Genomic DNA, 26,342 nt, shown 5'->3' on the forward strand with positions numbered 1-26,342 from the left:
CACAAATGGCATTGTCCACTTTACAAACCTAAGGGATAATCAGCAGAAATTTCAAAGTATTTTAACAATTCGCTATATGAAAAAGCCCCTTATAGTTTCTAGTGAATTTTTGCTTTCTCACTGTTTACTATAAGGGGAGTATAATCTTATTTTCTCTCGTGTTTCGTTGTAGGCCACTCACAACAGCTGAAAATAAGCCGTTATTTAGTTATCCACAGTTATTTTGCTTGCACTTCAAAACCTTGGGCGACAGCTTCTGGGAAATTGCTTTCGATAATTTCTGCACAGTGGTCACAGATGGTTACGCCATAAGAACGTTCCTTAGTAGTTTCATCTGTGCGACGGCAACGGTCACAAACTGCTCCAGCTGCATGTTCAACACTAAAGGCTACACCATCAAAGCTGACAGCATCAGCTGGTGCTGTTTGGTCAGTCACTGTTAATTGTGAGACAATCAGAAGCTGAGCGATATCGCTTTGAAGGCTCTCAAGAAGAGTCAGTGTTTCTTGATCAGCATAGATTGTCAAGTGAGCTTCCAAGGACTTGCCAATTAACTTGTCATTGCGAGCTTCTTCCAAGGCTTTTTGCGCCTGGGTACGAAGGGCCATAAAGGCTTCCCATCTTTCAAGAACCTGCTCTTGACCTGCGAAGGTTTGAGCTTCTGGCATCTCAGCTAATTGGACAAAATCCTCAGATTCTTGATCTAAATAAGTCCAAATTTCTTCAGCAGTATGAGGCAGAATTGGCGTCAATAGCTTGGTGATTTTTACTAAAACATCATAGAATACAGTTTGCATCTGGTGGCGAACATGACTGTCCGCTGCCTCAATATAGACAACATCTTTAGCAAAATCTAAGTAGAACGCTGATAAGTCAACTGTCAAGAAATTATTGACAGCCTTATAGACACTCATAAAGTCATAATTGTTATAAGCTTCGAGAATAGTTGCTACCAACCGGTTGAACTTAATCATCATATATTGGTCAACCGGGCGAAGATCCTCATAAGCGACCGCATCAGCTTTATCGAAGTCAGATGTGTTAGCTACCAAGAAGCGAAGCGTATTGCGGATCTTACGATAACTTTCTGAGGTTTGCTTCAAGATATCCATTGAGATGCGGACATCATTGCTGGTATCTACAGAGGCAACCCAAAGGCGCAGGATTTCAGCACCAAATTGCTTTTCAACATCACTTGGAAGGATAGTGTTACCAAGTGATTTAGACATCTTTTCACCTTTACCATCAAGGACGAAGCCTTGCGATAAGATTGCTTTATAAGGTGCATGCCCATTGACAGCAACTGAGGTAATCAAAGACGAGTTGAACCAACCACGATACTGGTCAGATCCTTCCAAATAAAGATCAGCTGGATACCCTAGACCTTCTCGTTGATTCATGACGCCATTCCATGATGAGCCTGAGTCGAACCAGACATCCATAATATCCGTTTCTTTGGTAAATTTACCATTTGGTGAACCTGGATGGGTGTAACCCTCTGGAAGAAGATCTTTAGTATCCCATTCCCACCAAATGACTGATCCATGTTCCGCAAAGAGGTCAGCTACGTGGTCTGTCACATCTTTGGTCATGATTGCTGTACCGTCTTCAGCATAGAAGATTGGAAGCGGCACACCCCAGGCCCGTTGACGTGAAATGACCCAATCACCGCGGTCACGAATCATATTATAGAGACGTGTCTTCCCCCATGATGGGTAGAATACTGTTTTATCAATTTCATCCAATATTTCTTGGCGGAAATTAGAAACAGAGGCAAACCATTGGGGAACAGCCCGCCATATGATCGGCTTCTTAGTCCGCCAGTCAAATGGGTAGGAGTGGGTGATTTCTTCTTGAGCAAGGAGTAAATCCCCTAATTTTTCAAGAACTGTTGGCAGGACCTTGTCATAGAATTGACCTTGGAAATCTGGCCCAGCTTCTTGCGTCATGATACCGCGACTGTCAACTGTTACAGAGACTTCTAATCCATATTTGATACCAACATTATAGTCATCTTCACCAAAGCCCGGAGCGGTATGGACAATTCCTGTACCAGAATCAAGGGTAACATGGTCACCGACCATGACCAATTCTTCAACCTCACCGTCCCAAGGGTGTTCGGTGGTAATCATTTCCAACTCAGCACCAGTATGACGCTCCAAGACATGGAAATCGGACCAACCAAAACGCTCAGCCAAATCATCCAAAAGTTCCTCGGCTACGACATATTTACGGTCTTGACCAGACACTTGAACAGTCACATAGCTAAAGTCTGCCCCCACAGTCAGCCCACGTGAAGCCGTGATGGTGAATGGGGTGGTTGTCCAGACAACGATATAGGTATCATTGTCCAGCACTCCTTTACCATCCTTAACCTTATTAGCATAGTAAAGAGAAGTTGAAACCAGGTCATGGTATTCAATTTCAGCTTCAGCTAAAGCAGATTCTGACGACCAAGACCAATAGACTGGCTTGGCTCCACGATAAATATAACCCTTATCAGCCATGGCACCAAAGACACGAATCTGAGCAGCTTCATAGTCAGGCGTCAAGGTTACATAAGGATTGTCCCAATCAGCCGACATTCCGAGACGTTTAAAATCTTCACGCTGTTTGTCCACCTGCGAGAGGGCGTAATCACGACACATCTTTAGGTATTCTGCACGGTCTAGCTCCTTGCGTTTTACGCCCTTCTTAGCTAAAACCTGCTCGATAGGAAGGCCATGCGTATCCCACCCTGGGTTATAAGGTGCTCGGAAGCCCATCATGGACTTAGCGCGGATGATGATGTCCTTAGAAATATGATTCATAGCGTGCCCAACATGGATATTTCCATTGGCATAGGGAGGACCATCATGCAGGAAGAAAGCCGGTTTATTGGCATTTAAAGCTTGGCGTTTCCCGTAAACATCAGCTTCCAACCAAGCTGCCTGCCACTGAGGTTCCTTATTGGGCAGACCAGCCCGCATTGGAAATGCTGTTTTCCCAAGATTCAAAGTCTCTTTTAATTTCATAAATACACCTTCCATTTTGATAAGATTTTCTAATGACTTAGAAAAATATAAAAAAGCCTTCGTCTGCATAAGGACGAAAGCTCGTGGTACCACCTTAATTCAGAAAAACTAGATTTAACTAGCTTTTCTCTCTTGTGACGATAAGGGGGTCACCCTCCTAACCTACTATAAATTCAGCTAGAACACTAGGAAATGATAAGCTTTTCCTAAGGGACTGCAGGTCTTCCACCATCACCTGCTCGCTGGAAATATTAGGACTTGCTCGCGTTTTCCTCCAGACTAGGGACATTCCTTAGTCTTGAATATTCAATTTAAAGGTTTGGGCTTCTCCGCCAGCCAATTCTGTAGCTGACATTTCAGAAGTATCTTGAATAGTTGGGGCTTGTTTGGCTTGAGGCGTATTATCTGCTGCATCAATCGCTGCAGAAATTTCACCCAAATCAAGTTTTTGTGTTTCTTCAAGAATACGGTTGCTTTCTTCGACACGGCGTTGCAGCTCAGCCATTTCAGATTCAGTGAATTGGCGAGTTGCATCATCAGTAGATTCTGATTCTGCAATCGGTGTTGTTGTCCCAGCACTCGTAAGGGTTTGGTTATCATCCAAAACTTTTTCAACAACTTCTTTAAAGGCCTCGTCTGAATTTTGCAGATAAACGGCAGTCGGTTGCAAGAGTTCACTCCACTCTTGTGAATTAATCATGTTCAACTGACCTTCAATAGTACTCAACAGGCGTTGGTGGAAGACACGGCTTTGACGTTTGAGGGCTTCTGTTTCGATGGCAACGGCCTTGGCTTCATCTGTTGCGTCACGTAAAATCTTGTTAGCCCGTGTCTTAGCTTCATCGATCAGCTGGTTAGCATCATAGTTGGCCTTGCTGAGCAAGTTAGTAGCTTGTGTGTTGGCTGAGAATTTAACTTTTTCAGCAGTTTCTTGAGCCAAGATAACCGATTGACTCAATGATTCCTTCATTTCATCAAAGTAAACCAGTTTTTCTTCAAGATTTTTAATCTTCGCTTCAAGATCACGGTTTTTACGTGTTAAATCTTCAAAATCGTCTACAAGGTCGTCGAGAAAGGCGTCAACCTCCCGTTCATTATAGCCGCGGAATTTTGTGTGAAAAGTTTTGTCTTTAATATCGAGTGCTGTTAATGCCATGTCACCCTCCTTATTTATTTTTAATATTCATTTATCTGACGATAAATCATCCTAACAAACTTTGTAGTGTTCACACCATCTAAGACCTCGACAATCTCCCAATTGTCATTCATCTTCAGATCGTGTTAACACTGCATCGTCCCATCAGTTTTTAACTTTCAGTAAACTGACTGACCTTCTTTTTCATAGCCTAGACTCAAGTCTAACTTTATTGTGTGTTTGACCTCATGCCTCATGAGACTAAGGTAATCTCCTTATTTATTAGCGTATTTTTTAAGTGTTAACTTATGCTTTTTATTTTTAGATAAGCCATTATCTCGGTAAATCTGAAAGCGACCATAACCTCGTACACTTACCAAATCTCCCAACTCTAGTAATTCAGCAGGTCTGGTCAGTAGGCCATAGTTAAGCTTGACCTTTTCTTGCTCTACCAATTTACTAGCTAATGACCTTGACAATTTAAAAGCTGAAGCAATAACTTTATCAAGTCTCAAACTTGAAACTAAAACGTCAAATTCTTTAGCCCTATTAGCAGGCAACAGGAGTTGTGAAAAATCAACCTCTTTAATCTTAACAGCTGCACGGCCAATCTTTTCGACCGTTGCAAAATAGCTAACAAGAGATTTCGTCACAATAATTTGAGCCCGAACTTCCGTTAAGATAATATCACCAAAAACATTGCGCTGAATACCTAACTTGTTGATGAAACTGCCCATGATTTGGGCATGCGTTAAATGATTGAATTTGGAATTATAGCTAATTTCTAAGAGAGCTACCTCAAAATCTTGCGGTTCCAATTCATAATAATCCGGCGCTGCAATTACTCTAGCATATTCAGTCTTGAGATAGTCTGTAGATAAGTAATACTTTATCCCCATCTGTCCGAAAACACTCTCGGCAATTTTCACCTGCCTTGGATCTAAAAAATCCGTCAGCTGATAAGTATATGTATCCTCAACCCGCTCGGCCAAGTCCCTCATCTTATCAATAAAGGTTCTCTCTTCCTTGCGGAAGTGCTGATAAATATCATTTTCAACCATCAAAACAGTAAAATTGGTAACAGCCTCTCAATCATTTGCAGGATAAAGATCGCCGCAATTATGGTAAAATCCAAGCCTGCAATTTGCAGGGGTAAACGTCGTAGAGGCTTGAGCAGAGGTTCTAAGAACTCCTCCAAAGCCCGACCCAGCCAGGAATCTCTAGCTCCTGGGAACCAGGATAAGAGAGCATAGACAACCAGCAGAAGTGTCAGTATCCTGACTAAGTAGCTAAAAGCAACTAGAAAGAATACCATAGCTAACGGCGTTTCATGTCATAGTCAAAAGGAACTTCTTGACTAGCATTTGACAGGTGCATTTCTTCCATATCTACAACAACATCCTTTGGTGTTAAAAGATACATAGACGAACCGACCTTTTGTAAACTACCGTAGAGAACTCGGCTAGCTCCATCAATAAAGTCCAAACAACGACGAGCTTGCGCTTCCAGCATATATTGGAAGTCAATCAAAACACATTCATGTTTGATAAGTAGGTCGACAATCTCTTGAGCATCTTCATATTTACGAGGAAACTTAAGGGCGATGGTTGTCCCACCCGCTCCAGCCGGAATTGATACATCTGCAGGACGAGAGTTTGGACGAACTGCTTCTTCTTGAGCTGGTCGAGCTTGAGGTCGATTTTGAGCTGCTTGCGGTCTTTGTGGCCGAACTTGTGATTGCTGCTGTGGTGCAGCAGCTGCTTGTGGTTGACGCTGCGGACGTTGCTGAGCCTGCTGTGGCTCCTGACGTAAAGGACGCGGACCTTGTGGCTCAGTCTCCTGTGTTTCTTCTACTTCGCTAGCATCATCCGTATCAAAGTAGGAAACGATTTTTTCAAATCTATCTTTTATAGCCATGATTCTCTCCTATTCTTTAAAGAATGATGTTCCGATTCGGACAAATGTCGAGCCATTTGAGATAGCCATTGGAAAATCTCTGCTCATCCCCATGCTCAAATCATCGAAAGGCATATTCTTTATGTTTCTCTCTTTGAGACGCTGTCTCAAATCATTTGTCTGTTTAAAAATTTCATCCAATTCCCGATCGCTGGCATCAATCGGTGCCATAGTCATGAGCCCGACAATTTCAAGTTTGTCGAAAGCTGCTAATTCTTCAAGTATACTATCTACTTCCGTTGGGTTAAAGCCATGCTTGCTTTCCTCACCAGAAATATTAACTTGAAGGAAGCACTTGATAGTGTGGTCTGCCCTCTTTTGAATTTCAGCAGCTAATTTGAGTGAGTCAAGGGCATGGAAATAATCCACTAAATTGATAACATCCTTGACTTTACGTCTCTGTAGGGTTCCAATCAGATGCCAAGTGACATCCTTATCCTTGAGCGCTTGATATTTATCAAGGAATTTATCAACACGATTTTCACCAATGTGTTTCACACCTAGATCAACCAGTTGCTCAGCTACTTGACTGTTAACATACTTAGTAACAGCAATAATAGAAATATCAGAAGGCTGACGCTCTGCTTTAGCAGCCGCCGCTGCTACTTGCTCATAGACGAAATTTTTATTCTTCGCTAAATCCATGATTAACGATTCTTGAAGAATGGTGGTGTTTCGAGTTCATCATCACCAGTATCCACATCAGAGGCTGAGAAAGAAGAAACATCTAATTGGCTATCCAATTGATTTTCGGTTGGACGGCTGATGTTATCACGGCGCAGGTCCCAGTCACCAAAAGCTGAACTTGGTTGGCTTGGCTGCGTATGACGCGGTGTCGCCTGTGGCATTTCGCGATGTTCAGCCATATCAAATTCAAAGCTATTTGGACGACGTTCGAAGCTACCATTATTTGGAGCTGCTTGTTCATTAGTAGAACCAGTTTGTTTGAAGACCCGTGGTTGTGAGCTGACACCAGATACCCGTTCAAACTTATCTGGACGAACACCCGTTGCTACAACAGTAACGCGAATTTCGTCCTTCATGCTATCGTCAATTGCTGTACCAAGCCAGATATTAACGCCTTGGCCAGCCGCTTGGCCAACAATCTCAGACGCTTCTTCAGCTTCGGTCAAGGTCATGTCAAGACCTCCGGTAACATTGACAATCACATCTTCAGCACCATCAATAGTTGTCTCCAAAAGAGGTGAATAGATTGCTTTACGGGCAGCTTCGATGATTCGTTCTTCGCCTGACCCAATACCAATACCCATCAGAGCGTTACCTTTGTTAGCCATGACAGTCTTAACATCGGCAAAGTCGAGGTTAATCAGGCCTGGGCTGGTAATCAAATCGGTAATCCCTTGAACCCCTTGACGAAGGACATTATCCGCTTCACTGAGGGCTTCCAAGAGAGGAGTCTTCTTATCAACAATTTCCAAAAGATTGTTATTCGAAATAATCAAGAGGGTGTCAACTTGTTCACGAAGTTCATTAATCCCTTCGATAGCAAAGTTGCCACGTTTATTTCCTTCAAAGCCAAATGGGCGGGTTACAACCGCTACAGTAAGAGCACCGAGACCCTTAGCCACGCGAGCAATAACTGGGGCAGCACCTGTACCAGATCCACCACCCATACCAGCCGTGATGAAGACCATATCGGCTCCTTGAAGAGCTTCATTCAAAGCTTCTTCACTCTCTTCGGCAGCTTTACGGCCAACCTCAGGCTGACCTCCAGCACCAAGGCCACGGGTCAATTTAGGTCCAAGCTGAATAACAGTCTCAGCTTTTGATGAACTTAAGGCTTGGATATCCGTATTTGCAGCAATAAATTCAACCCCTGCAACGCCTTCTTCAATCATGCGGTTGATGGCGTTACCTCCGCCACCACCGACACCGATAACTTTAATGACTGCACCCTGGACAGATGCAGCATCGAATGAAAATGCCATTTTATTTCCTCACTTTAAATTAATCAAACATACTTCCAAAAATACCGCGAACGCGGTCAGTCATCTTAGTCTTTGGTTTACTTTCTCTCTGATTTGTCCCGCCTTGAACAGGCTCTGGAACCGAGAAGTCACCAGCAGGAGCTTGCGGTTGTTGAGGCTGCATAGCTGGAGCAGCGGGCTGAGCTGGTTGAGGAGCAACCGATGGGGTCACTGGCACAACCGGTTTCCGACGAAGCATTTCTTCACCGAGAACAGCTCCTTGAGCAATAATATCAACCTCACTCATAATGCCGACGTACTCAACTAGACTGATAACATTAGCAAACATTGGATTGCGGATACCAACTTGGTTTGGAATATGAAGTTTGACTTGAGTGCCAAAAATTTCTTGAGCCAGTTCCACAACTCCTGGAAGCATGGCTGCTCCACCAACCAGAACAATTCCGCCTGGTAGATCGAGCAGACGACCGCGTTCTAAATCTTGTTTAACACGGTCAAAAATATGACGAACCCGTGCTGTAATAATTTCTGCTAAGTAACGTTCAGAAATATCAACAGGTTCATCACTACCAACGCATTCAACTTGGGCTGTCTCTTTATCACTAGCTTCAGCTAGATTGGCAGTTCCAAAGTTAAACTTGAGAGCTTCGGCGGTTTGGATCGAGGTTTGCAAGACCTTGGAAATATCCTTGGTGACGAAGTCCCCACCTTCCGGATAGATGTTAGTATATTGCAATTCTTGAGCCCGCATTGAGGCAACGGTTGTTTGGCCACCACCCATATCAATAACAGTGGCACCAAATTCACGCTCACCTTCATTTAAGACTGACTTGGCTAGGGAAAGCGGGGTGATAATAATGGTTTCAACTTGAATACCAGCTCGCTCAACGGTTGTCCGAAGATTGTGCAAAATTGTGCTTGGGCCTGTGTAAATCAAACCACGCATTTCTAAGCGAACCCCCATCATTCCACGTGGGTCACGAATACCTTGGAAGCCATCAACGATGAACTCTTCAGGCACTAGAGAAATCACTTCTCGCTCTGGCGTAATGCTCTTAGTCAGGGCCGATTGGACAACACGTTCAATGTCTTCATCCTTGATTTCTTTTGATTCTGTGATGACTGGAATCATGCCTTGAGTCGGTTCGATTTGCAAGAGATTTGCTGGCAGGCCAACGTTGACCTTGTCAATACTGATCCCTGCTTTTTCTTCAGCTTGGTCAATACCCTCTTTGATGGCATTGGCAGCTGCCTCAATATCAACAATAATTCCATCTTTTACACCCGAACTAGGTACATTGCTCACACCGATGACGTTCATCTGTCCATCAACCCATTCGGCAACCAATACTTTAATCGAGCTTGTTCCTATATCCAAACCTGTAAAAAAGCCATTTCTAGCCATTCACTCGACCTCTCTTACTTTACGATCTATTCTTATCTAATGACCCACCCTTTTGGGCAGAGTTATACAGAAGGTATTATACCATAAAAAAACGGAAAAGGGGCTTATTTTCAATTTTTTGTCATATATTCTTAATCCTTTTAGTAGGCTAAAACTAAGGCTAAAAAGCGATGAGAAGTCTGTTTTCAGGAAACACCAAATTCCCGATTTCAAACTTGTCATCGCTTTTTAACTATAATGTTTCCAAAAAGTCAATTAAGACTTGTGCTGACTGTCGGCCTGCCTGAATGATAAACTCATCAAAAGTGATATTAGCATCGTGGGCTGCTGTATCACTCATAGCCCTAACTACAATAAAAGGACGACCTGCCGCTTGAGCCGCTTGGGCTACGGCTGCCCCTTCCATTTCAACCGCTAGCGTATTTGGAAAATGGGCCTTAATTTGGTCAATCTTATCTTGACCTGCGATAAAGCTATCGCTGGTTGTAATTAGTCCAATTTTACTGGGCCGGTCGTGCTTGACCAAAACAGATTGAAAGACTTGGACAAACTGAGGGTCACTCTCAAAATAAAGAGGCTGCATAGACATCTGGCCATAGTCGTAACCAAAGGCGGTCAGGTCTACATCGTGGTAGGCCAAACGGTCAGCAACAACAACATCACCGATATTGAGGCCTGATGCTACTGCACCAGCTGAACCGGTATTGATAAGCGCTTCGACTCCGAAATGGTCAGCGAGGATGGCAACCGACATGGCTGACATTACCTTCCCCACACCCGACTGGACTAGAACCAAGTCATGCTTTCCCAAACGTCCAGAATAGTAGGTAGTCGAAAGAACTGTTTCTTCTTTTTTATGCGTAAGCTGGTCAACCAGCAATCGCAATTCCTGCTCCATGGCAGCAATAATTCCAATTTTCATGAATTTTCCTTAACTTATAGTTTGAAGATAGCGTAAATCAGAATGGCCAAGAGAATCAGAACAATAAGCAAAATTTTATTTAATTTCGCTTGGAAGGCTCCCCTTTTAGCATTTTCAATTCGACGGCTTTTATAGGTGTAGTGGGAGTCATCTTCCCAGTCCTCATCGTCATTATAATCCTCATAGCTATCGTAATTATCGCCGATGTCGGTAAAAATTTGTGTTTCCTGACCGTCTAAATAGTCCCCTTTCAACTTCTCACCGCGGTTAGCTCGAGCAATCATATCATCTGTTAATAAAGGTTTTCCCATAAGCTTTCCTTCCTATTTAATAGCTGTTCATTTTTAAAGCAAAGTATTGAAGCGCAATAATAGTCTTGGCATCTTGGATTTTTCCTGACTTAACCAAATCCATGCATTCTTCATAACTTAATTCGAGGAGCTCCAGAAATTCATCTTCATCCTGAGGACGGGGATTGGGAACCCTTTGCAAATCCTTGGCTAGATAAAGTTTGATATGCTCGTTACTAAAGCCGATAGCCGAATAAAATTCGTAAAGCAACTCTAAATCAGCTGTATAGCCTGTTTCTTCTTCTAATTCCCTGGCTGCCGCTTCCTTTTCATGGCCAGCTTCTCCCAGCTCTAACTTGCCAGCAGGAATTTCGTAGGAAACTGCTTCAATGGCCTTGCGATACTGCTTGACCAGAATAATTTTATTAGCTGGTGTAATCGCTAAAACAGCGACTGCACCATTGTGGAAGACCAGTTCCCGATAGGAAGTCTGCCCGTCTGGAAGTTGGACCTTATCCTTGGCAACAGTCATAATCTGACCTTCAAAGATGGTCTGGCGTTCCAAGGTTTTTTCTTCAAATTCCATAGAAACCCTCTTTCTATAGTTTGTGCTTACTGTTGCGAAGGATGATGGGGCATCCGAGTAGCATAACCTTCTTTATTAACCTGACGCTCTCTAGCGATGGCAATACTATCTGCCGGCACATCCTTAGAAATGACAGAACCTGCTGCAGACAGGGCATTGTCGCCGATTTCAACTGGCGAAATCAAGGTTGAGTTGCTGCCGATAAAGACATGATTGCCAATGTTGCTGGTGTACTTGTGTTTACCATCATAGTTGGCAATGATAGTTCCTGCCCCAAAATTGACATCCTGACCGACTTGAGCGTTACCAATATAGGTCAGATGGCCTGCCTTGGTGTTTTTATCAAGGGTTGATGATTTCACTTCGACAAAGTTCCCAACATGAACCCCTTCCTTAAGGGTAGAATCTGGACGTAAGTGGGCATAAGGACCGACTGTCACGCCAGCCTCCACTACTGACTGCTCAATCATGGAGTTAGTGATGACTGCATTTTTGCCGATTGTTGAATCAACAATATAGCTACCATTAGTTAGATACCCTCCGCTCGCAATCTTTGTCTGACCCTTGAGGGTAACATTTGCTTCAATAGTCACGTCTGGCTCGATAACAACATCTACATCAATATAAGTGCTAGCTGGATTTTGGAAGGTTACTCCATTGACCATGTGCTGATCATTGATGCGACGACGCATAACAGACTCTGCCTTGGCTAGGGCTAAGCGATCATTGACACCCAGACTTTCATCGAAATCGCGCAAGGTAAAGGCACCAACCTTTTCACCAGCTTCCCGAAAAATTGAGATGACATCGGTCAGATAGTATTCGCCTTGGGCATTATTGGTATTGATGTTTTTGAGAGCTTGGAAGAGGCGTTTATTGTCAAAAACATAGGTCCCTGTATTGATTTCTTTAACCTCTTGCTCAAATTTAGTTGCATCTTTTTGCTCAACAATCTTGGTTACTTCGCCATTTTGATTGCGGATAATGCGACCATATCCGAAGGGATTTTCGGCCGTCGCTGTTAGAATAGTCGCCACATTTTTGTGGTTAATGTGAAAATCAATCAAGTCCTGCAAACTTTGGCCGGTAATCAAAGGCGTATCTCCAGCGATAACTAAAGTCTGACCTTCTAAGCCAGCCAGTTCTTTTTCCGCCATCATCACAGCATGACCAGTTCCCAGTTGCTCTGTTTGCAGAACAAATTGAGATTGACTAGCTAAGACTTCTTTAACCAACTCTGCCTTGTGACCGATAACGGTTACATTTTTAACCGGTTGAATGGCAGAAACACTGCGGAAAACATGTTCCAGCATAGAAATACCAGAAACCTTATGGAGGACCTTGGGCAAGTCAGACTTCATTCGGGTCCCTTTTCCTGCCGCTAGAATAATCGCATAATTTGCCATAGTTTTTTCCTTTCATGGTTGGTAAAAACTTAGCCAACCACTTTATTAATTTCAGTATTTTCCTCTATTAGGATACCATATTTTAATTGATTTTCCCAGATTAGTTCCAAGGGGACAGTCCCAGTATTTCTATTTGGACTCACTTTGTCTCTGACTATCCTTGTTTAACTCCTATCATCATCGAAAAGAGTCCGGGACAAAATCAATTCCCAGTGACAAAAAAACTAGAGATTCACTTTTGTGAGTCTCTTTTTTAGTTTTGAACGGTTCTTCTGTTGTATTTTAGGAGATTGTTGGCCATGAGAACTAATCCCATGTCAATGTTTACTTTCTGCTTGCCTCTCAGGTGACATCGCTTGTAACCCAAACAAGCCTTTATCTGCCCAAAGACAGGTTCCACCTCAATCTTGCGTTGGGCAAAAATCTGTCTGCCTTCAGGAGATAAAAGCGCTTGACATTCTTTAGCTTTGAGTTTTTGATAACGTTCGTTGATGTAGAGCCCCTTTTGAGGAGCTAAATCTGGTTCTTCAGCGTAATAGACCTTGATTTCTTGTTCAAAACCAGTTGGGGTCTTCTGGTGCTTGAGATGATGAAACTGATAGCGCCAGCCTTCAGGATGGGTGTAGCTGTCCTCTGTCTCATCATAGTGCCAGTTGGTCAAGTTCTTAGCCGACTGTTGGTGCTTTTTCTTCTGCTCCTTATCAAACATGGCGTACTTAATCAAGTGGTTAATTTCCTGTTGATCCAGCTTCAGTAAATTCTCCTCACTGCCGTAGCCCGCATCTGCGACAACCGTCTTCAATTCATGCGGGTAGGTTTCAAGAAATGGCAAAAGGGTTCTGGTATCCGTAGGATTTGGGAAGACATCATAGTGAAGAACAAATTGATTTTCAGTGGCGATTTGAAGATTATAGCCTGCCTTGAGCTGGCCATTTCTCATGTGATCATCCTTCATTCTCATAAAAGTGGCAGCTGTGTCCGTCTTAGAAAAACTGTTACGCCCATCAAAGGTCTCTTGGTAGGCCTCATATTTTTTAGCCCGCACAGAAAAGTCATTCTGAACTTTGTGCAGGACTTTCTTGAGTTTGCGACGTTTCACTTTTCGCTCGTCCTTACCTTTAACAGGATTTTCTTCAATAGTTTGGTTAACAGCCTGTAACTCATTCTCCAAGAGCTGAGCGAATTCTGATAACTGTTGGGAAGTAACGGGCTCTTCCTCATCTAAAATGATAGCCTCTTGAATGAGAGGAGTAATTTCCTCTTGGAAATAGTGGCGTAAGTTAGCTTGAAGTTTGGCTGAAAACTTATCGGTGCTTTCTTCCAACAAAGCTGTATTTATTGGCGTTGGCTTCAATCTTAGTCCCATCAATAAAGAGACAATCCAAAGTAACCAACTCTTCCATTTTCAAACGAAGATTGAGGTCAATGAACAAATCACGAATGAGTTTCTCCATACCAGATGCCACTCGAAAACGATTGATGGTGCGGTAGGAAACCACCAGTTGTCCTGTCAGATACTGCATGGCGATATTTTCTACCATCATTTTTTCGATTTTACGCCCAGAGAAAATTCCTTGCGTATAAGCAAACAGTAAAGAAGCTAGGAGCATTTTAGGATGGTAGGATGGGCGCCCATAGTCGTGGTAAAAGGTGTCAAAGTTACTATCATCAAGCGCATGAACCACCTTTTCAATTGTAAACACCAGGTGATTGGAGGGCAACAAGGAACGCGTTTCTAGTGGTAAAGTGGTTTGATTTGTGTTATAGTGAATATACATGGGGTAGCCTTTCTAGTAGGTTTTAGTCAACTCTATTTTATCAAGGCTAGCTCACTAAAGCAAAAAGCAACGGCATCAAAACCGTTGCTTTTTGTCTGCCGCGGAACAGGTTTTGTCCCAGACTCCTTTCCTATAAATAGTCTTCAAGACATAGATTGGGCTGCCTCTTCTAGAACGGCCATAACAGTCCGGCTATGTTCCAAGGCTTTTCGACTGCTAGCCAAGTCTCGTTCAGCAATAATCTTTTCAAAGGCAACAAATTCATCATACATCCGGTGATGAGGGTTGATCTGACTGATATCTATTGGTTCTTGCCCGTTGAGGGTTAAAACAATCTGGGGCAGACTGTTAGTTGGGCCCAGAATCGTCAGTGAGCCCTTATCCCCTTGAAATGTTGAACGAATCTCTGCAGAGCAGTCCTTGGCTCCAATACTAACAGCCTTAAAAGAACCATAGTCCATAACCAAGATCCCTGAGGTATCTACACCTCTTTCCATATTGGCTAAGTAGTTAACCTGCTCAGGCTGACCCAAAAGACCGACCAAGAGGTGGATGTTATAGATATTAAGATCCCGCAGAGCACCTCCTCCCATAGCAGGATTAAAGGCAGGGGCAATGTCTCCCCTCTTAAAGGCATCGTAGCGGGAGGAATACTGGGAGTAATTGACGTTGGCAATTTTAAGGTCACCGATTTTAGCTAAATTATCCTTCAAAACTTGGAAATTTGACAGATACTGATTGGTGATAGCTTCAAGAAGGATAAGCCCTTGCTTCTCTGCTTCTTGGTATAAATTTTCTAGCTGATCTGCTTCCATAGTAAAAGGTTTCTCACAAATGACATGCTTTCCTGCCTTAAGAGCTTTTTGGGCATAATCGTAGTGGGTGTGGTTGGGGGTGCCAATATAAACCGTATCCACAGCTTCGTTGGCCAGAATTTCTGAAAAATCACTGCTTGCCTGACTCATGCCGTAGTCTTTAGCCAAGGCTTGAGCCTTATCTAGGGACCGCGGAGTAGACATAATGGCTACCAATTCAATGCCATCAATAGTTTGTAAAACAGGTAGGACTTCTTTGACAATCATTCCAGTCCCTAAAAGTGCTAAATGCATAAGCTGCCTCCTTATTTCAAATACTTGACCAGCTCAGACCTATAATCGACCAAAAGCTGACTTGTATAAACTTTTTCATCTTGAGAGTTTTTAACCTTTTGCCAAAGAAGGGCTGCAACCTTCATTGGCTCCTGATAGGCTTGCGACATGGGGTCCTGACGAAAATCCTTGACAAAACGGTTCCACTGGTAAGATTTTTCCTCTGGTGTCTCCTGTGAAACTAACTGGGGATTTTCTAAGACTGCCATCAAATCTGCAACGGTCGCTTCCTTGTCTTCCAGCCGCTCCACCTCTCTTAACTTAATGGCCATGACTTTTTTAAAGGTGAATTTTTCTAGACCGTAGTAGTTGGCAAAGAACTGACGGGCTTCCTTATTCAGCTTAAAACCACTGTCTAGGAGTTTGGTCTTTGGGCTAATCTGGTCAGCCTTTAAACCAGATCCGGACTTGGCTCGTCTCACTCGTTTAATCTGATTAGCTGATTTGCCCTGCAAAAATTGCTCAATATAGGCTGTCAACTCAGCTTTAGTCCCATAGCTGGGTAATTGATAATCACGGCAAATAGCTTCTAGCTCTGTCTTATACCAATAATAGGAAAGAAAATCCTCAGCGCTCAAGTCAGGGCTAAATTCAGGCCTCTGCACCATAATTAATACCTCCGATTCATCACCTTCATTATAACAAAAGGGAATGGAATCAACCCAAAAATAAAAAATTTTAGTTCCCACCACGTTCTGGTTTTAAAGTGGTGACTTTTATAAAAAGGTCTCTCCCAGACCTTGTGAGGTTTGAAATAATATGGACGATGTTTATCATCACATTTGCTTAAGTTTTCCGCTTTGGCCTTGTGGCAAAAGGAAAACCAGCCAGCATTGGTTCATTAAGGCTGGGAAAAGTATCCCAGCCTTCTATTTTTTTGCAGTAATAGCAGTTTGACGCAGTGGTTGGGAGTCCTTATCTTGGGGTGCAGTCCCATTTTCAAACACCCCCTTAAACAGTCCACTGGACTGTTTAACTACTCCGCAATTGTTAGCGGCCATCCTAATCAACTGTGCGGAGGTGAGACTTTTTGGCCTATCCAACAAGTCTTGCTCCCAAGTACTGCGCCAAGAGTTTATTCCACAACAGAAATACTGGACAAATTTTCGCCCAGACTCTTGCGAACAGCATCTAAAAATTTCTTTACTTATCAATGCCTTTCATATATTTTTTGGCATAGTCTTCATAATCAGGCTTTTTGGTTTTATTCATCACCATGACTAATTCCCCTTTCAGCTTATCATCATTATCAGTAGGCTGAATCATGAGAGCCGTCTTCTTATCCTTTTCAGGGAAAAAGATTGTATAGTCTTCACCTTTGACCGTAATACTCAGATAACGATTACCGTTAATTGTTCCCTTACCGGCATATTTATAGGTAATGCTATCGCCATCCACCTTCAAAGACTTACTTGTGACTGTCATCGTCATATTATTACCAGCAGAGTCTTGAACTTGCCACTCTCCTTGTAAATCTGATTTACTGATGCCACAACCAGCCAAGATTAAAAGGGCAGTGGTTAAGAGGCTTACTAATAGTGCAGTTCTTTTTTTCATCATAAACTCCTTTCAAGTAGACACTATTTTTCTAACAGCACTATTATAACACAATTTAAGATTTTTTAAAGTTTTTCTTTGAGATAACTTCCGTATCTTGCTAAGACAATATCAGACACAAAAAAATTCAAGGAAAGAAAAACTAAAATCTAACGTTCGATTTCGAAATGGAGAATTTTTCAGCTCAAGAGACTAACTACCCTTCAGAAATTTTGGCCCTCCGCCATTCTAACAGCTATCAGTATTGTACTACTAACCCACTTTTCTCATTTTTTTCTGACTTAGTGTAAGGCTAAAAAGTCCAATAGCTCTTAAGTTAGAAATTGAGTTGGTATAATCAGTTCCTCCCAAAAAAACAATACACAAAAGACACCAAGCCGCTTAAATACTGCAGTAATCGCACAGTTATTCACATCCAAGGGCACAAAAGAGCAAAAAAATAGACGCTCCTACAATTGAAACGTCTAAAAATATGCAGTCAGGAAAATAAGCGTAGCTTTCTTAGACATAAGTCCCTCTACCTCGTATACCAGCTGAAGCCTGTTTTTCATAATAGCTGGCTGCTGTGATCGCAGTAAAAAATTCAAATAGCCTTAGGTTTATCGACTTTTACATTTAGGTATTACATTACAGCAAGTCTTAACAGGAAACAATTGTCACTCAACAGTATACCTAGCGTCTGATAAAATACGAGCCAGAAAACGACGCGTTCGCTCTTCTTTAGGAGAGGAGAAAAACTCCCTAGGGGCTGCTGATTCAATAATATGTCCACCATCCATAAAGACAACATGATTAGCGACATCCCTAGCAAAACTCATTTCGTGTGTCACTACAATCATGGTAATTCCTTCCTCAGCCAACTGCTTCATAACATCTAAAACATCACCAATCAGCTCCGGATCCAGAGCAGACGTCGGTTCATCAAAAAAGATAACATCAGGCTTGACAGCAATAGCACGCGCAATGCCAATACGCTGCTGCTGACCGCCAGACAGCTGACTGGGATAATAATCCTTATAGCTCAGTAAACCTACCTTCTCCAAAGCTCCCAGAGCTATGGTTTCCGCCTGTTCCTTGGGGATCCTTCTTGCAACGACGAGACCTTCTAAAATATTTTCTAAAGCTGTCTTATTAGCGAAGAGATTGTAATGCTGGAAAACAAAAGCGGTTTTTTGCCGGATAGTCAGGATATCCTTACGATTTACATTTTCTAAATTATAGGACTGCTTATCTAGGGTAAGAACCCCTTGGTCAGCCTTTTCCAGATGGTTGAGGCAACGCAAGAAAGTTGTCTTTCCTGAACCGCTGGGGCCCAAGATAACAACAACATCTCCCTTATTAACCTTCAAGCTGACATTGTCAAGGACAGTCTTATCTCCAAATTGCTTTGATAAATTTTTAATATCTAACATAGTATCTCCTTAAGCAAACCGCTTTTCTAAGGCTGAAAAGCCCCACTGAATCACCCCACAGATGATAAGATAAATGAAAAAAATAACCAGATAAGACTCGAAATACTGGTAGCCATGGGCTGCTTCCACCTTAGCAATCGCTGTGATATCCTTAACCATCATAACAAAGACCAAAGATGTTCCCTTAACAATATTGATCACTAAATTACAGAGATTGGGGAGAGCATTTCGTAGAGCCTGAGGAAAAACAATTCTGATATAACTCTGACTTGTTGTCAAGCCGATAGACTGGGCAGCCTCTAGCTGTCCCTTATCAACCGTTAAAATGGCAGAACGTAAGATCTCTGATAAGGTCCCCGTCGTCATCAGACTAAAGATAATAAAGGCATAGTAAATAGGGTTAAGTTTAAAAATATCAAGCCCACTTGATTTTAAAATCGTATTTAAGACACTAGGCAAGAGACTGTAGAAAAATAAGATTAACAATATCGGCGGTGTTGCTCGAATAAAGGCTAGGTAAACAACAGAAAAAGCGGTTACCCCTTTGATCCTATAAATCCTCCCCAAGGCCAAAAAGAGAGCTGGAAAAAAACTCAATAAAATGGAAACAGCCATAATCGCCAAGGTAACCGGAACACCCCTTAAAGCGAGTAAAAATGTATGAACAATATAATTAAAATCCATAATCCCTCCTCTAAGCATTTCCCTTGTCAAGACGATGTTCCATCATATTAGAGACCACTGATAATACCAAGGCAATTGCCCAATAAATAAGGGCCACGGCTGTATAAGTTTCTAGCGAATAGTTTCCCAAATTACGACTAATCAGTAAGTTTCCTGCTCCCATAATATCCACTAAACCGATCGTATAGGCCAGAGCCGCATCCTTCATCAAATTCAGAACAGCTGTTGTCATATTAGGAAGCGCAATTCTAAAAATCTGCGGTAACAAGATGCGACGGAAAGTCTGATAACCTGTTAAACCGATACTTAACCCAGCTTCCAGCTGTCCCTTAGGGACTGCTAAATAGGCTGCCTTAAAAACTTCCGATATTGAAGCAGCAAAGAGTAAAACCATAGTCACCACGACAAAAATGGTTCGTGACCAGCCATCAACATCCAAATGAAGCCACCATGCCAAAAATTCAGGCAGACCATAAAAAACTAGAAAGAGTAAGACAATGGGTGGCGTACAGCGCAGTGTGAATACATATCCTCTAGCAAAACGTGCCAGTCCCATGTCAGGTACGACCTGGGCCCAAGTCAAACCGGCTCCCAGAAGCGTCCCCAATAATACGGTCAGGACAATGACCCACAAAGTCAGAGGTAAAGCAGACAAAATCGTTGGCAGAAACTTAAAAATATAAGACGGCGTATAAGAAACCATAGCTTTCCCCCTATTTTGTCACGTAATTAAAGACATTTTCTCCAAAATATTTCTTCGACAATTTAGCCAAAGTGCCGTCCTTTTTCAGTTCTTTGATAGCTTTGGCATACTCTTTAACAAATTTTTTGTTGGACTTATTGCGATGAACTAAGGGGTAGGTTTCAATCCCTTTGTACGGAACCCAAGTCAATTGATCAGCATATTTATGGTAGGCACCGTCTTTATCCTTAACGGCTTGCTCAAAGGATAATTTTATATCAAAATAAGCATCGTAGCGTCCTTCCAGTACCCAAGCATAGGCATCTGCCATGGTGAAACTTTCAGCGGCTTTAAGATCTATGGGATGGTCCTCATGGCTCTTGTTATAGTCCTCAATGACATTCCACTGAGCATTTTGAGGGGAAATAGGAACTAATTTACCACTGGATTGGGCAAAAGAATCAATATCTTTAAATTTTTCTTTATCTTCCTTGCGAATCGTAAAACCAATGACACTGGCACCAATCGCATCCTTAGGGATAATAAACTTTTCAGCCCGCTCTTTTGTATACCAAGCTCCCTTAGTTCCGATATCGTACTTTCCAGATTCCAAGCCAATTAACAAATCTTCATCGCTCGTCCCAGTGTATTTAAACTTATACTGGGGCAGCTTCTTATCAATGGCTTTTAAAACATCAACTTCATAGCCTGTATGCTTACCCTTGTCATTAACATAATCATAGGGCGCATAATTTTGTGTATGAGCCACTTTTAAGGTAGTTACTTTACCATTAGCGGTACCATCTCCAGCAAGCTGACGGCCAATAAAGGTACCACCAATCAGTAAAACAAGAATCCCCCCAATCACAAACCATTTTTTCTGTACCATCCGTTTACCTCCACTCTACCAACTAGCTGCTTCTCTGACCCAAGCGATACGCTCAGCGGCAATATCACTGGGAATTGTACAATCCGCACCAATAATCGTAGCTCTTGTGCCTGCTTCTTGCAAAAGCTCCTTCACTTGTGCCTGTACACTCTCTTTACTGCCGCGATAAAGAAGACCTTCTTTAGTATTGACAAAACCGCCTAAAACGGTTTTACCGCCAAAGATCCCGCGTCCCTGAGACAGACTAACTCCCTCTGGACCTACCGCCCAATTATAAACCTGTGCCGGATAATCCTTAAAGAATCGAATATCATTACTAGCTCCCTCATAGCCACAGATATGAAGGACACTTAAACCATCAGCCTGACGGGCTGCCTCAAGAATCCTCAAATCGCTAGGAGCTATATAGTTCCGATAGTCCTCAGCAGAGACCCTGTCATCCTGAATAGACTGTACACTAAGATAAATCCCTTCAATATTAGCTTCGGTAATGATTTTTCTGACGAGAATAGCAATATCTTCGGCAATGGTATCCAGTACTTTTTTCAAGGTTGATGCATCTTCTTGCAGCAAATTCGCAATAATGGTATCTCCGCTTGCTATCTGACCAGACAACTGCCATTTAAGGTAAGTCACAGGAGCAAAAATATTATAAATCGCAACAATATCCTCTGTGAAACTATTCTTAATCGCTTTAACTAACTCCACCTGCTGTTCAAACCAAGGATGATCCTCGCCTATAGAATGGATATCAGCTAATTCTTGGACAGAAGAGACGTCCGTAGTAATCAGGGGGTTAGGGTAAGTGAAAAAACCATCGCTCATAATTTTGATAAAATCAGGATTAACGTCCTTGATAAATTGACGGTGCCCTTCAAGATTCTTATTAAAAAGAGCACGGCTATTAAGTCCTCGTCCTAATTCTTCTTCTGGCAAAAAATGGTACCAAAAACCAACTGGTACTCTATCTACAGGTTCTCCATGAAAGGCCTTTAAGACCCACTCTTTTTTACGATTAACCATAAACTTATCTCCTTTACTAAGATACTAAGGGACGATTCGCTTTAGCGAAAATTACTGACAAAGAAATCGCGAGTAAGACAGAAATCGGTATTGTGGAACAATCGCTCTCACCGTCTTGCCTCCGCAAGGATGATGATTAGGATGGACGCTATCGCGTAGACATAAGTACAGCCAATCACCCACTGCATCAAACCAGCCGGTAATGAAGGTATCAACTGTCATTGCTCCCAAGGAATCAGTCCCGGGTTCCATTAACAAGATACGGCAGAGGCTGGTTATCTAAGTGCTTCGTACTTGATAGCAAACACCAATCACTAGGGTGACTTGACTATCCTTCTCACTAACTCCGTTAACTGATTTTACTAACCAAACGTCGTGTCGCAAAACCTCTGGACAATGCTATGAATGATGAATGTTAGGCTACTTGCTACAAAAGCACCAAAAGACCTAGAAAAGTAAGTTTGAATCCACAACATCATAGACAGGCTCAATACCTATCAAATTTGCTTTAATTTTATCATCTCTTCAAACATCTGCCCAATCTATATTTATTATCATCCACGATAAATTTTCCTTATGGATAAAGGCCAAACTGTTAAACATCTTCATAAAAATCTCACATTGGCGCAATCTCCCTCGTTATATCTCTCTAAGGACTACAATCCTGATTAAGCCATTTATCTCTTATTTTGACGATATAGCGTTGCATTTTTTAAGTAAACTCTGTTTTATCTATTTTTGGAGCATCGCCTAAAACACCCCCTACCAACTAGCGCAAATGCTTAATGAGACAAGGGGTTCATTGCTTTTTAGCCTTTTTATTTACGCCTATTTAAAAAGTATGGGAACCATTTACCAGTTGAAAATGTAAAAGAGAACGTTTACAATAGAGGCACAAGATCGGGGAGGAAGCCGATTAAAAATCCACTTTTTTGATAGGAATGTCGGTATTGTGGACTCAGAATACACTTTTCTGCCGGCCCAAGCACAGATATGGCGAAACGAAAATTGATACAGAAGGAAAGCTACCACTAGCGATGCAGAGAGACTACCTTTACAGTAAAGTGGTCAAAGGTAGCGCCAAAGAGTTTTATCTGCTCAAGTCAGTCTCCGTTTAGATTGCAGACATGAAGGGTAGGCTGCAATGATAGGGCGCGTGTGTCCCATCAAAAGTGGACAGCAGCCAATCACAGCCATGATTATTATCTAGCTATCGCATCTTCTTCCTCGAATGTATTTAGCATCCGTTTAACGAAGCTAGTTCTAGCAAATTCTTTCGTCAATTCAATTATTCAAGATGTCAGTGCCGTTAGTATGATTATCATGGATTAAGATATCTACACTGACTAGATTTCTCTAATAGTAAAATGGAGACTAGACACAGCCGTACAACAGGCAGCTAAGGGAGGCTCTCACTATGTTAATGATTCTGCTTTTCCAAAGGCTGGGAATTATTATGATCCTAGCCTTCTTACTTGTCAATAACAGTTACTTTCGACAGCTGATTGTTGAGCGGTCCAAACGTGAAAAAATTGCTTTAATGATCATCTTTGGCATTTTTGTCATTATCTCTAATATGACAGGAATCGAAATCAGAGGAGACCGAAGCTTGGTTGAAAGACCAATTCTCACCTCTATTTCTCACTCAGATTCACTGGCCAATACTAGGACACTCGTTATTACAACCGCCAGTCTAGTAGGCGGCCCACTGGTTGGTACGATGGTAGGCTTTATCGGCGGGATTCATCGCTTCCTCCAAGGAAATTTTTCCGGCGCCTTTTACATTATCAGTTCTTCTCTGGTCGGCTATCTCAGCGGCCGTATCGGCGATTATCTAAGGGGTAAAAGGCTCTATCCATCTACGGCCCAAGTGATTTTTATCAGTTTGTTGGCAGAGTCTATTCAGATGCTTTTCGTTGGCGTCTTTACAGGCTGGGATTTGGTCAAACTGATTGTTATTCCTATGATGCTGCTCAACTGTCTAGGATCAACCCTGTTTCTGGCTATTCTTAAGACCTATCTTTCCAATGAGCAACAACTGCGCGCCGTCCAGACACGTGATGTCTTAGATTTAACACGCCAAACCCTGCCTTACCTTCGACAGGGGCTGAGTCAGCAATCGGCAGCCAAAGTCTGTACTATTATCAAAGCTCATACCAACTTTGATGCCGTAGGGCTGACTGATCGTACTAATGTTCTGGCCCATATCGGGATAGGACAAGATCATCATATTTCTGGGCAGCCTGTCAAAACTGATCTCTCCAAGAGTGTTATCTTAAGCGGAGAATCTCAAATCGCCTTGGATAAGTCATCTATCTCTTGTCCCGATAAAAACTGTCTTCTCAATTCTGCTATTGTCGTTCCCCTCAAGATTAACGCCAAAACTGTAGGTGCCTTAAAAATGTATTTCGCTGGTGATAAGCAAATAACAGAGGTAGAAGAAAATTTAGCTCTAGGCTTAGCACAAATCTTCTCAGGTCAACTGGCCATAGGCATTGCCGAGGAGCAGAATAAACTCGCTAGTATTGCTGAAATTAAGGCCCTTCAAGCCCAAATCAACCCCCACTTTTTCTTCAATGCTATCAATACCATTAGTGCCCTAATCCGCATCGATGCCAGCAAGGCGCGCTACGCCCTCATGCAGCTGAGTACCTTTTTTAGAACTAGCCTGCAGGGCGGTCAAGACCGCGAGGTCACTTTAGAGCAAGAAAAATCCCATGTGGACGCTTATATGAATATTGAAAAACTCCGCTTCCCCGACAAATATCAGCTGGACTATGACATTACAGTTCCTGAATCTATAACTTTACCGCCCTTTGGACTTCAGGTTTTAGTTGAAAACGCTGTTCGCCACGCTTTTAAAGATCGTAAGACTGACAATCGTATTCTTATCACCATCACAGATGAACAAAACAGCTACAAAATAGCTGTCAAGGATAATGGAACAGGGATTTCTTCTGCTATCATTGATAAATTGGGACAGGAAATCGTCGCAGAAAGTACAGGATCAGGAACAGCCTTAGTTAATCTCAACAATCGCCTTACCCTCCTTTACGGCAGTATCAGCCGTCTGCATTTTGACAGTGGCCCTGAGGGAACCATTGTCTGGTACACTATCCCTAAGCACACCACTATCGGAGATGATAAACATGAAAATTCTGATTCTTGATGATGAACAGCTAGCTCGGCAGGAATTAAGCTTCCTCATCCAAAACAGCTCCCAGATTGCTCAACCGGAGATTTTCGAGGCAGAAGATATTAGCTCAGCGGAAAAAATTCTCTTTCGTCAGGCTATTGATTTGATTTTTCTGGATATCTCCCTCAGTGAGGAAAACGGCTTTACTCTGGCTAATCAATTAGAGCAACTGGCCCAGCCCCCTCTGGTTGTTTTTGCTACTGCCTACGACGACTACGCTGTTCAGGCTTTTGACAGTAATGCTGTAGATTATGTTCTAAAACCCTTTGAGCAGGAACGCATTGATAAAGCACTCGCTAAAGCGCAAAAGATACAACAGTTAAACATAACTGAAACAGCTGCTGTTAAGCCTCAAAAAAGTGTCGAATTATTGACCTTGACACTAGCCGATCGCAGCGTTGTCTTAAAGCTACCCGATATCGTTGCAGCCAGTGTTGAAGATGGAGAGCTAACCGTCAGCACTAAAGATAGCAGTTATACTGTCAAAAAGCCCCTCAATTGGTTTAAAAAGCGGGCGGTATCTCCCAACTTTTTACAGATTCACCGCAATACCATTGTCAATCTTGAAATGATTAAAGAAATCCAGCCTTGGTTTAACCACACTCTTTTACTAGTCATGACTAATGGGGAAAAATTCCCTGTTGGACGCTCCTATTTAAAAGCATTAAACAACCACCTTACCTTGTAAAATGATTCACCATAAGCTCAAAAATTTATCTTGCCGTTGAGAAGTTGAAAATTGCATTTCAGCTTCTTTTTTTCGCAATCGGGCTTCAAATTGAAAACGTTTACTAAAAAATCTTTTATAATAAAGTCGTTCAACAAAGGAAGGAGATATCTGCATCATGAAAAAAACGACTGAAACCCGCCAAAGAAAATCAGCACCTATGTTTATCCAAATGTCTATCTATACAGCCATTCTTTTGGTTTCCCAAATCATCTCTGAGCTGCTGCCAAAAGCCTTGCCAATTCCTGCTACTGTTATCGGACTCCTTTTAATGTATGGCTTGCTCAGCAGTCATCTTATCAAGGTAGAATGGGTAGACTCTTTAGGCTCCCTCCTTATTAGCATGATTGGCTTTATGTTCGTTCCATCAGGCATTTCCATCGCTGCCAATCTCAATATCCTTCAGGCAGAAGGGCTACAGTTAGTGCTGGTCATCGGACTATCAACAGTTGGTATGCTGATTATCGTTACCTATGTTACCCGTGCCATTCTATCTCTAAGGAAAGTCAGTTTAACGGACCTAGCAGAAAAATTTCATTTTCGTCCATCGAAAAAATTTGCCAAGGAAGTAGAGGGTAAATAA

23 protein-coding genes and 2 pseudogenes are annotated in these 26,342 nt (G+C 42.3%); 3 read left to right on the forward strand and 22 right to left on the reverse strand.

What is annotated here, in order from left to right; all coding sequences use genetic code 11:
* Nucleotides 1–218 precede the first annotated feature (218 nt).
* The 22 genes and pseudogenes from ileS to STRCR_RS10530 form a co-directional block, all read right to left on the reverse strand.
* Entirely contained in the window at nucleotides 219–3,014 is a 2,796-nt protein-coding gene (gene ileS / locus STRCR_RS10425; RefSeq protein WP_004226901.1) for an isoleucine--tRNA ligase, read from the reverse strand.
* A 292-nt stretch (nucleotides 3,015–3,306) separates the two neighbouring features.
* Nucleotides 3,307–4,170 carry a DivIVA domain-containing protein gene (locus STRCR_RS10430; protein WP_004226202.1) on the reverse strand — a complete coding sequence of 288 codons (864 nt, stop codon included), beginning with the start codon at nucleotides 4,168–4,170 and terminating at the stop codon, nucleotides 3,307–3,309.
* A gap of 254 nt (nucleotides 4,171–4,424) precedes the next feature.
* Nucleotides 4,425–5,210 carry a YlmH family RNA-binding protein gene (locus STRCR_RS10435; RefSeq protein ID WP_004227907.1) on the reverse strand — a complete coding sequence of 262 codons (786 nt, stop codon included), beginning with the start codon at nucleotides 5,208–5,210 and terminating at the stop codon, nucleotides 4,425–4,427.
* The gene (locus STRCR_RS10440) at nucleotides 5,210–5,464 is read right to left on the reverse strand and encodes a YggT family protein (protein ID WP_004228542.1); all 255 of its coding nucleotides are present in this window, start codon (nucleotides 5,462–5,464) and stop codon (nucleotides 5,210–5,212) included. The genes STRCR_RS10435 and STRCR_RS10440 overlap by 1 nt, the downstream gene beginning before the upstream one ends.
* 2 nt (nucleotides 5,465–5,466) lie before the next feature.
* Nucleotides 5,467–6,066: a cell division protein SepF gene (locus STRCR_RS10445; RefSeq protein ID WP_004227262.1), complete on the reverse strand. Its 600-nt coding sequence runs from the start codon at nucleotides 6,064–6,066 to the stop codon at nucleotides 5,467–5,469.
* Nucleotides 6,067–6,075: 9 nt separating this feature from the next.
* Entirely contained in the window at nucleotides 6,076–6,750 is a 675-nt protein-coding gene (locus STRCR_RS10450) for a YggS family pyridoxal phosphate-dependent enzyme (RefSeq protein WP_004229581.1), read from the reverse strand.
* A 2-nt stretch (nucleotides 6,751–6,752) separates the two neighbouring features.
* The gene (ftsZ, locus tag STRCR_RS10455; RefSeq protein ID WP_004228544.1) at nucleotides 6,753–8,054 is read right to left on the reverse strand and encodes a cell division protein FtsZ; all 1,302 of its coding nucleotides are present in this window, start codon (nucleotides 8,052–8,054) and stop codon (nucleotides 6,753–6,755) included.
* A gap of 19 nt (nucleotides 8,055–8,073) precedes the next feature.
* A complete protein-coding gene (locus tag STRCR_RS12585; protein WP_420805023.1) occupies nucleotides 8,074–8,292 on the reverse strand; it encodes a cell division protein FtsA C-terminal domain-containing protein in 219 nt (72 codons plus the stop codon).
* Nucleotides 8,271–9,459 (reverse strand): annotated as a pseudogene (gene ftsA, locus STRCR_RS10460) (cell division protein FtsA); the annotation flags it as partial. The gene STRCR_RS12585 and the pseudogene ftsA, both read right to left, overlap by 22 nt.
* A gap of 232 nt (nucleotides 9,460–9,691) precedes the next feature.
* On the reverse strand, nucleotides 9,692–10,381 hold the full coding sequence (locus tag STRCR_RS10465; RefSeq protein WP_004225577.1) for a 5'-methylthioadenosine/adenosylhomocysteine nucleosidase: 690 nt from the start codon (nucleotides 10,379–10,381) through the stop codon (nucleotides 9,692–9,694).
* 14 nt (nucleotides 10,382–10,395) lie between these two features.
* Nucleotides 10,396–10,692 carry a cell wall synthase accessory phosphoprotein MacP gene (gene macP, locus STRCR_RS10470; RefSeq protein WP_004230096.1) on the reverse strand — a complete coding sequence of 99 codons (297 nt, stop codon included), beginning with the start codon at nucleotides 10,690–10,692 and terminating at the stop codon, nucleotides 10,396–10,398.
* Nucleotides 10,693–10,708: 16 nt separating this feature from the next.
* The gene (locus STRCR_RS10475; protein ID WP_004226850.1) at nucleotides 10,709–11,257 is read right to left on the reverse strand and encodes an NUDIX domain-containing protein; all 549 of its coding nucleotides are present in this window, start codon (nucleotides 11,255–11,257) and stop codon (nucleotides 10,709–10,711) included.
* A 26-nt stretch (nucleotides 11,258–11,283) separates the two neighbouring features.
* Nucleotides 11,284–12,663, reverse strand: a complete 1,380-nt coding sequence (glmU, locus tag STRCR_RS10480; RefSeq protein WP_004229761.1) for a bifunctional UDP-N-acetylglucosamine diphosphorylase/glucosamine-1-phosphate N-acetyltransferase GlmU — start codon at nucleotides 12,661–12,663, stop codon at nucleotides 11,284–11,286.
* Nucleotides 12,664–12,916: 253 nt separating this feature from the next.
* Nucleotides 12,917–14,441: pseudogene (locus tag STRCR_RS11870) on the reverse strand (IS1182 family transposase).
* Nucleotides 14,442–14,584: 143 nt separating this feature from the next.
* The gene (locus tag STRCR_RS10495) at nucleotides 14,585–15,550 is read right to left on the reverse strand and encodes a Gfo/Idh/MocA family protein (protein WP_004229081.1); all 966 of its coding nucleotides are present in this window, start codon (nucleotides 15,548–15,550) and stop codon (nucleotides 14,585–14,587) included.
* An 11-nt stretch (nucleotides 15,551–15,561) separates the two neighbouring features.
* Complete coding sequence (locus tag STRCR_RS10500) at nucleotides 15,562–16,197, reverse strand: SAP domain-containing protein (protein WP_003048843.1); 636 nt, start codon at nucleotides 16,195–16,197, stop codon at nucleotides 15,562–15,564.
* A 535-nt stretch (nucleotides 16,198–16,732) separates the two neighbouring features.
* Entirely contained in the window at nucleotides 16,733–17,146 is a 414-nt protein-coding gene (locus STRCR_RS10505) for a hypothetical protein (protein WP_004227790.1), read from the reverse strand.
* A 656-nt stretch (nucleotides 17,147–17,802) separates the two neighbouring features.
* Nucleotides 17,803–18,558 (reverse strand): amino acid ABC transporter ATP-binding protein, encoded by a 756-nt coding sequence (locus tag STRCR_RS10510; protein ID WP_004225896.1) that lies wholly within the window; start codon nucleotides 18,556–18,558, stop codon nucleotides 17,803–17,805.
* Between the two features lie 9 nt (nucleotides 18,559–18,567).
* Nucleotides 18,568–19,242 (reverse strand): amino acid ABC transporter permease, encoded by a 675-nt coding sequence (locus STRCR_RS10515; RefSeq protein ID WP_004227804.1) that lies wholly within the window; start codon nucleotides 19,240–19,242, stop codon nucleotides 18,568–18,570.
* Nucleotides 19,243–19,252: 10 nt separating this feature from the next.
* Entirely contained in the window at nucleotides 19,253–19,945 is a 693-nt protein-coding gene (locus STRCR_RS10520) for an amino acid ABC transporter permease (RefSeq protein ID WP_004229043.1), read from the reverse strand.
* Nucleotides 19,946–19,955: 10 nt separating this feature from the next.
* Complete coding sequence (locus STRCR_RS10525; protein ID WP_004227854.1) at nucleotides 19,956–20,813, reverse strand: transporter substrate-binding domain-containing protein; 858 nt, start codon at nucleotides 20,811–20,813, stop codon at nucleotides 19,956–19,958.
* A gap of 15 nt (nucleotides 20,814–20,828) precedes the next feature.
* Nucleotides 20,829–21,836 carry a uroporphyrinogen decarboxylase family protein gene (locus STRCR_RS10530; protein ID WP_004226911.1) on the reverse strand — a complete coding sequence of 336 codons (1,008 nt, stop codon included), beginning with the start codon at nucleotides 21,834–21,836 and terminating at the stop codon, nucleotides 20,829–20,831.
* Between the two features lie 1,417 nt (nucleotides 21,837–23,253).
* Here STRCR_RS10530 and STRCR_RS10535 point away from each other — a divergent pair.
* The 3 genes from STRCR_RS10535 to STRCR_RS10545 all read left to right on the forward strand — a co-directional run bounded on the left by STRCR_RS10535 (nucleotide 23,254) and on the right by STRCR_RS10545 (nucleotide 26,342).
* Nucleotides 23,254–25,005 (forward strand): LytS/YhcK type 5TM receptor domain-containing protein, encoded by a 1,752-nt coding sequence (locus STRCR_RS10535; protein WP_004225449.1) that lies wholly within the window; start codon nucleotides 23,254–23,256, stop codon nucleotides 25,003–25,005.
* Nucleotides 24,986–25,720 carry a LytR/AlgR family response regulator transcription factor gene (locus STRCR_RS10540; RefSeq protein WP_004225806.1) on the forward strand — a complete coding sequence of 245 codons (735 nt, stop codon included), beginning with the start codon at nucleotides 24,986–24,988 and terminating at the stop codon, nucleotides 25,718–25,720. The genes STRCR_RS10535 and STRCR_RS10540 overlap by 20 nt, the downstream gene beginning before the upstream one ends.
* A 157-nt stretch (nucleotides 25,721–25,877) precedes the next feature.
* Entirely contained in the window at nucleotides 25,878–26,342 is a 465-nt protein-coding gene (locus STRCR_RS10545; RefSeq protein ID WP_004229776.1) for a CidA/LrgA family protein, read from the forward strand.

This window comes from Streptococcus criceti HS-6, assembly GCF_000187975.2.
In the GTDB taxonomy this organism is placed as follows: domain Bacteria; phylum Bacillota; class Bacilli; order Lactobacillales; family Streptococcaceae; genus Streptococcus; species Streptococcus criceti.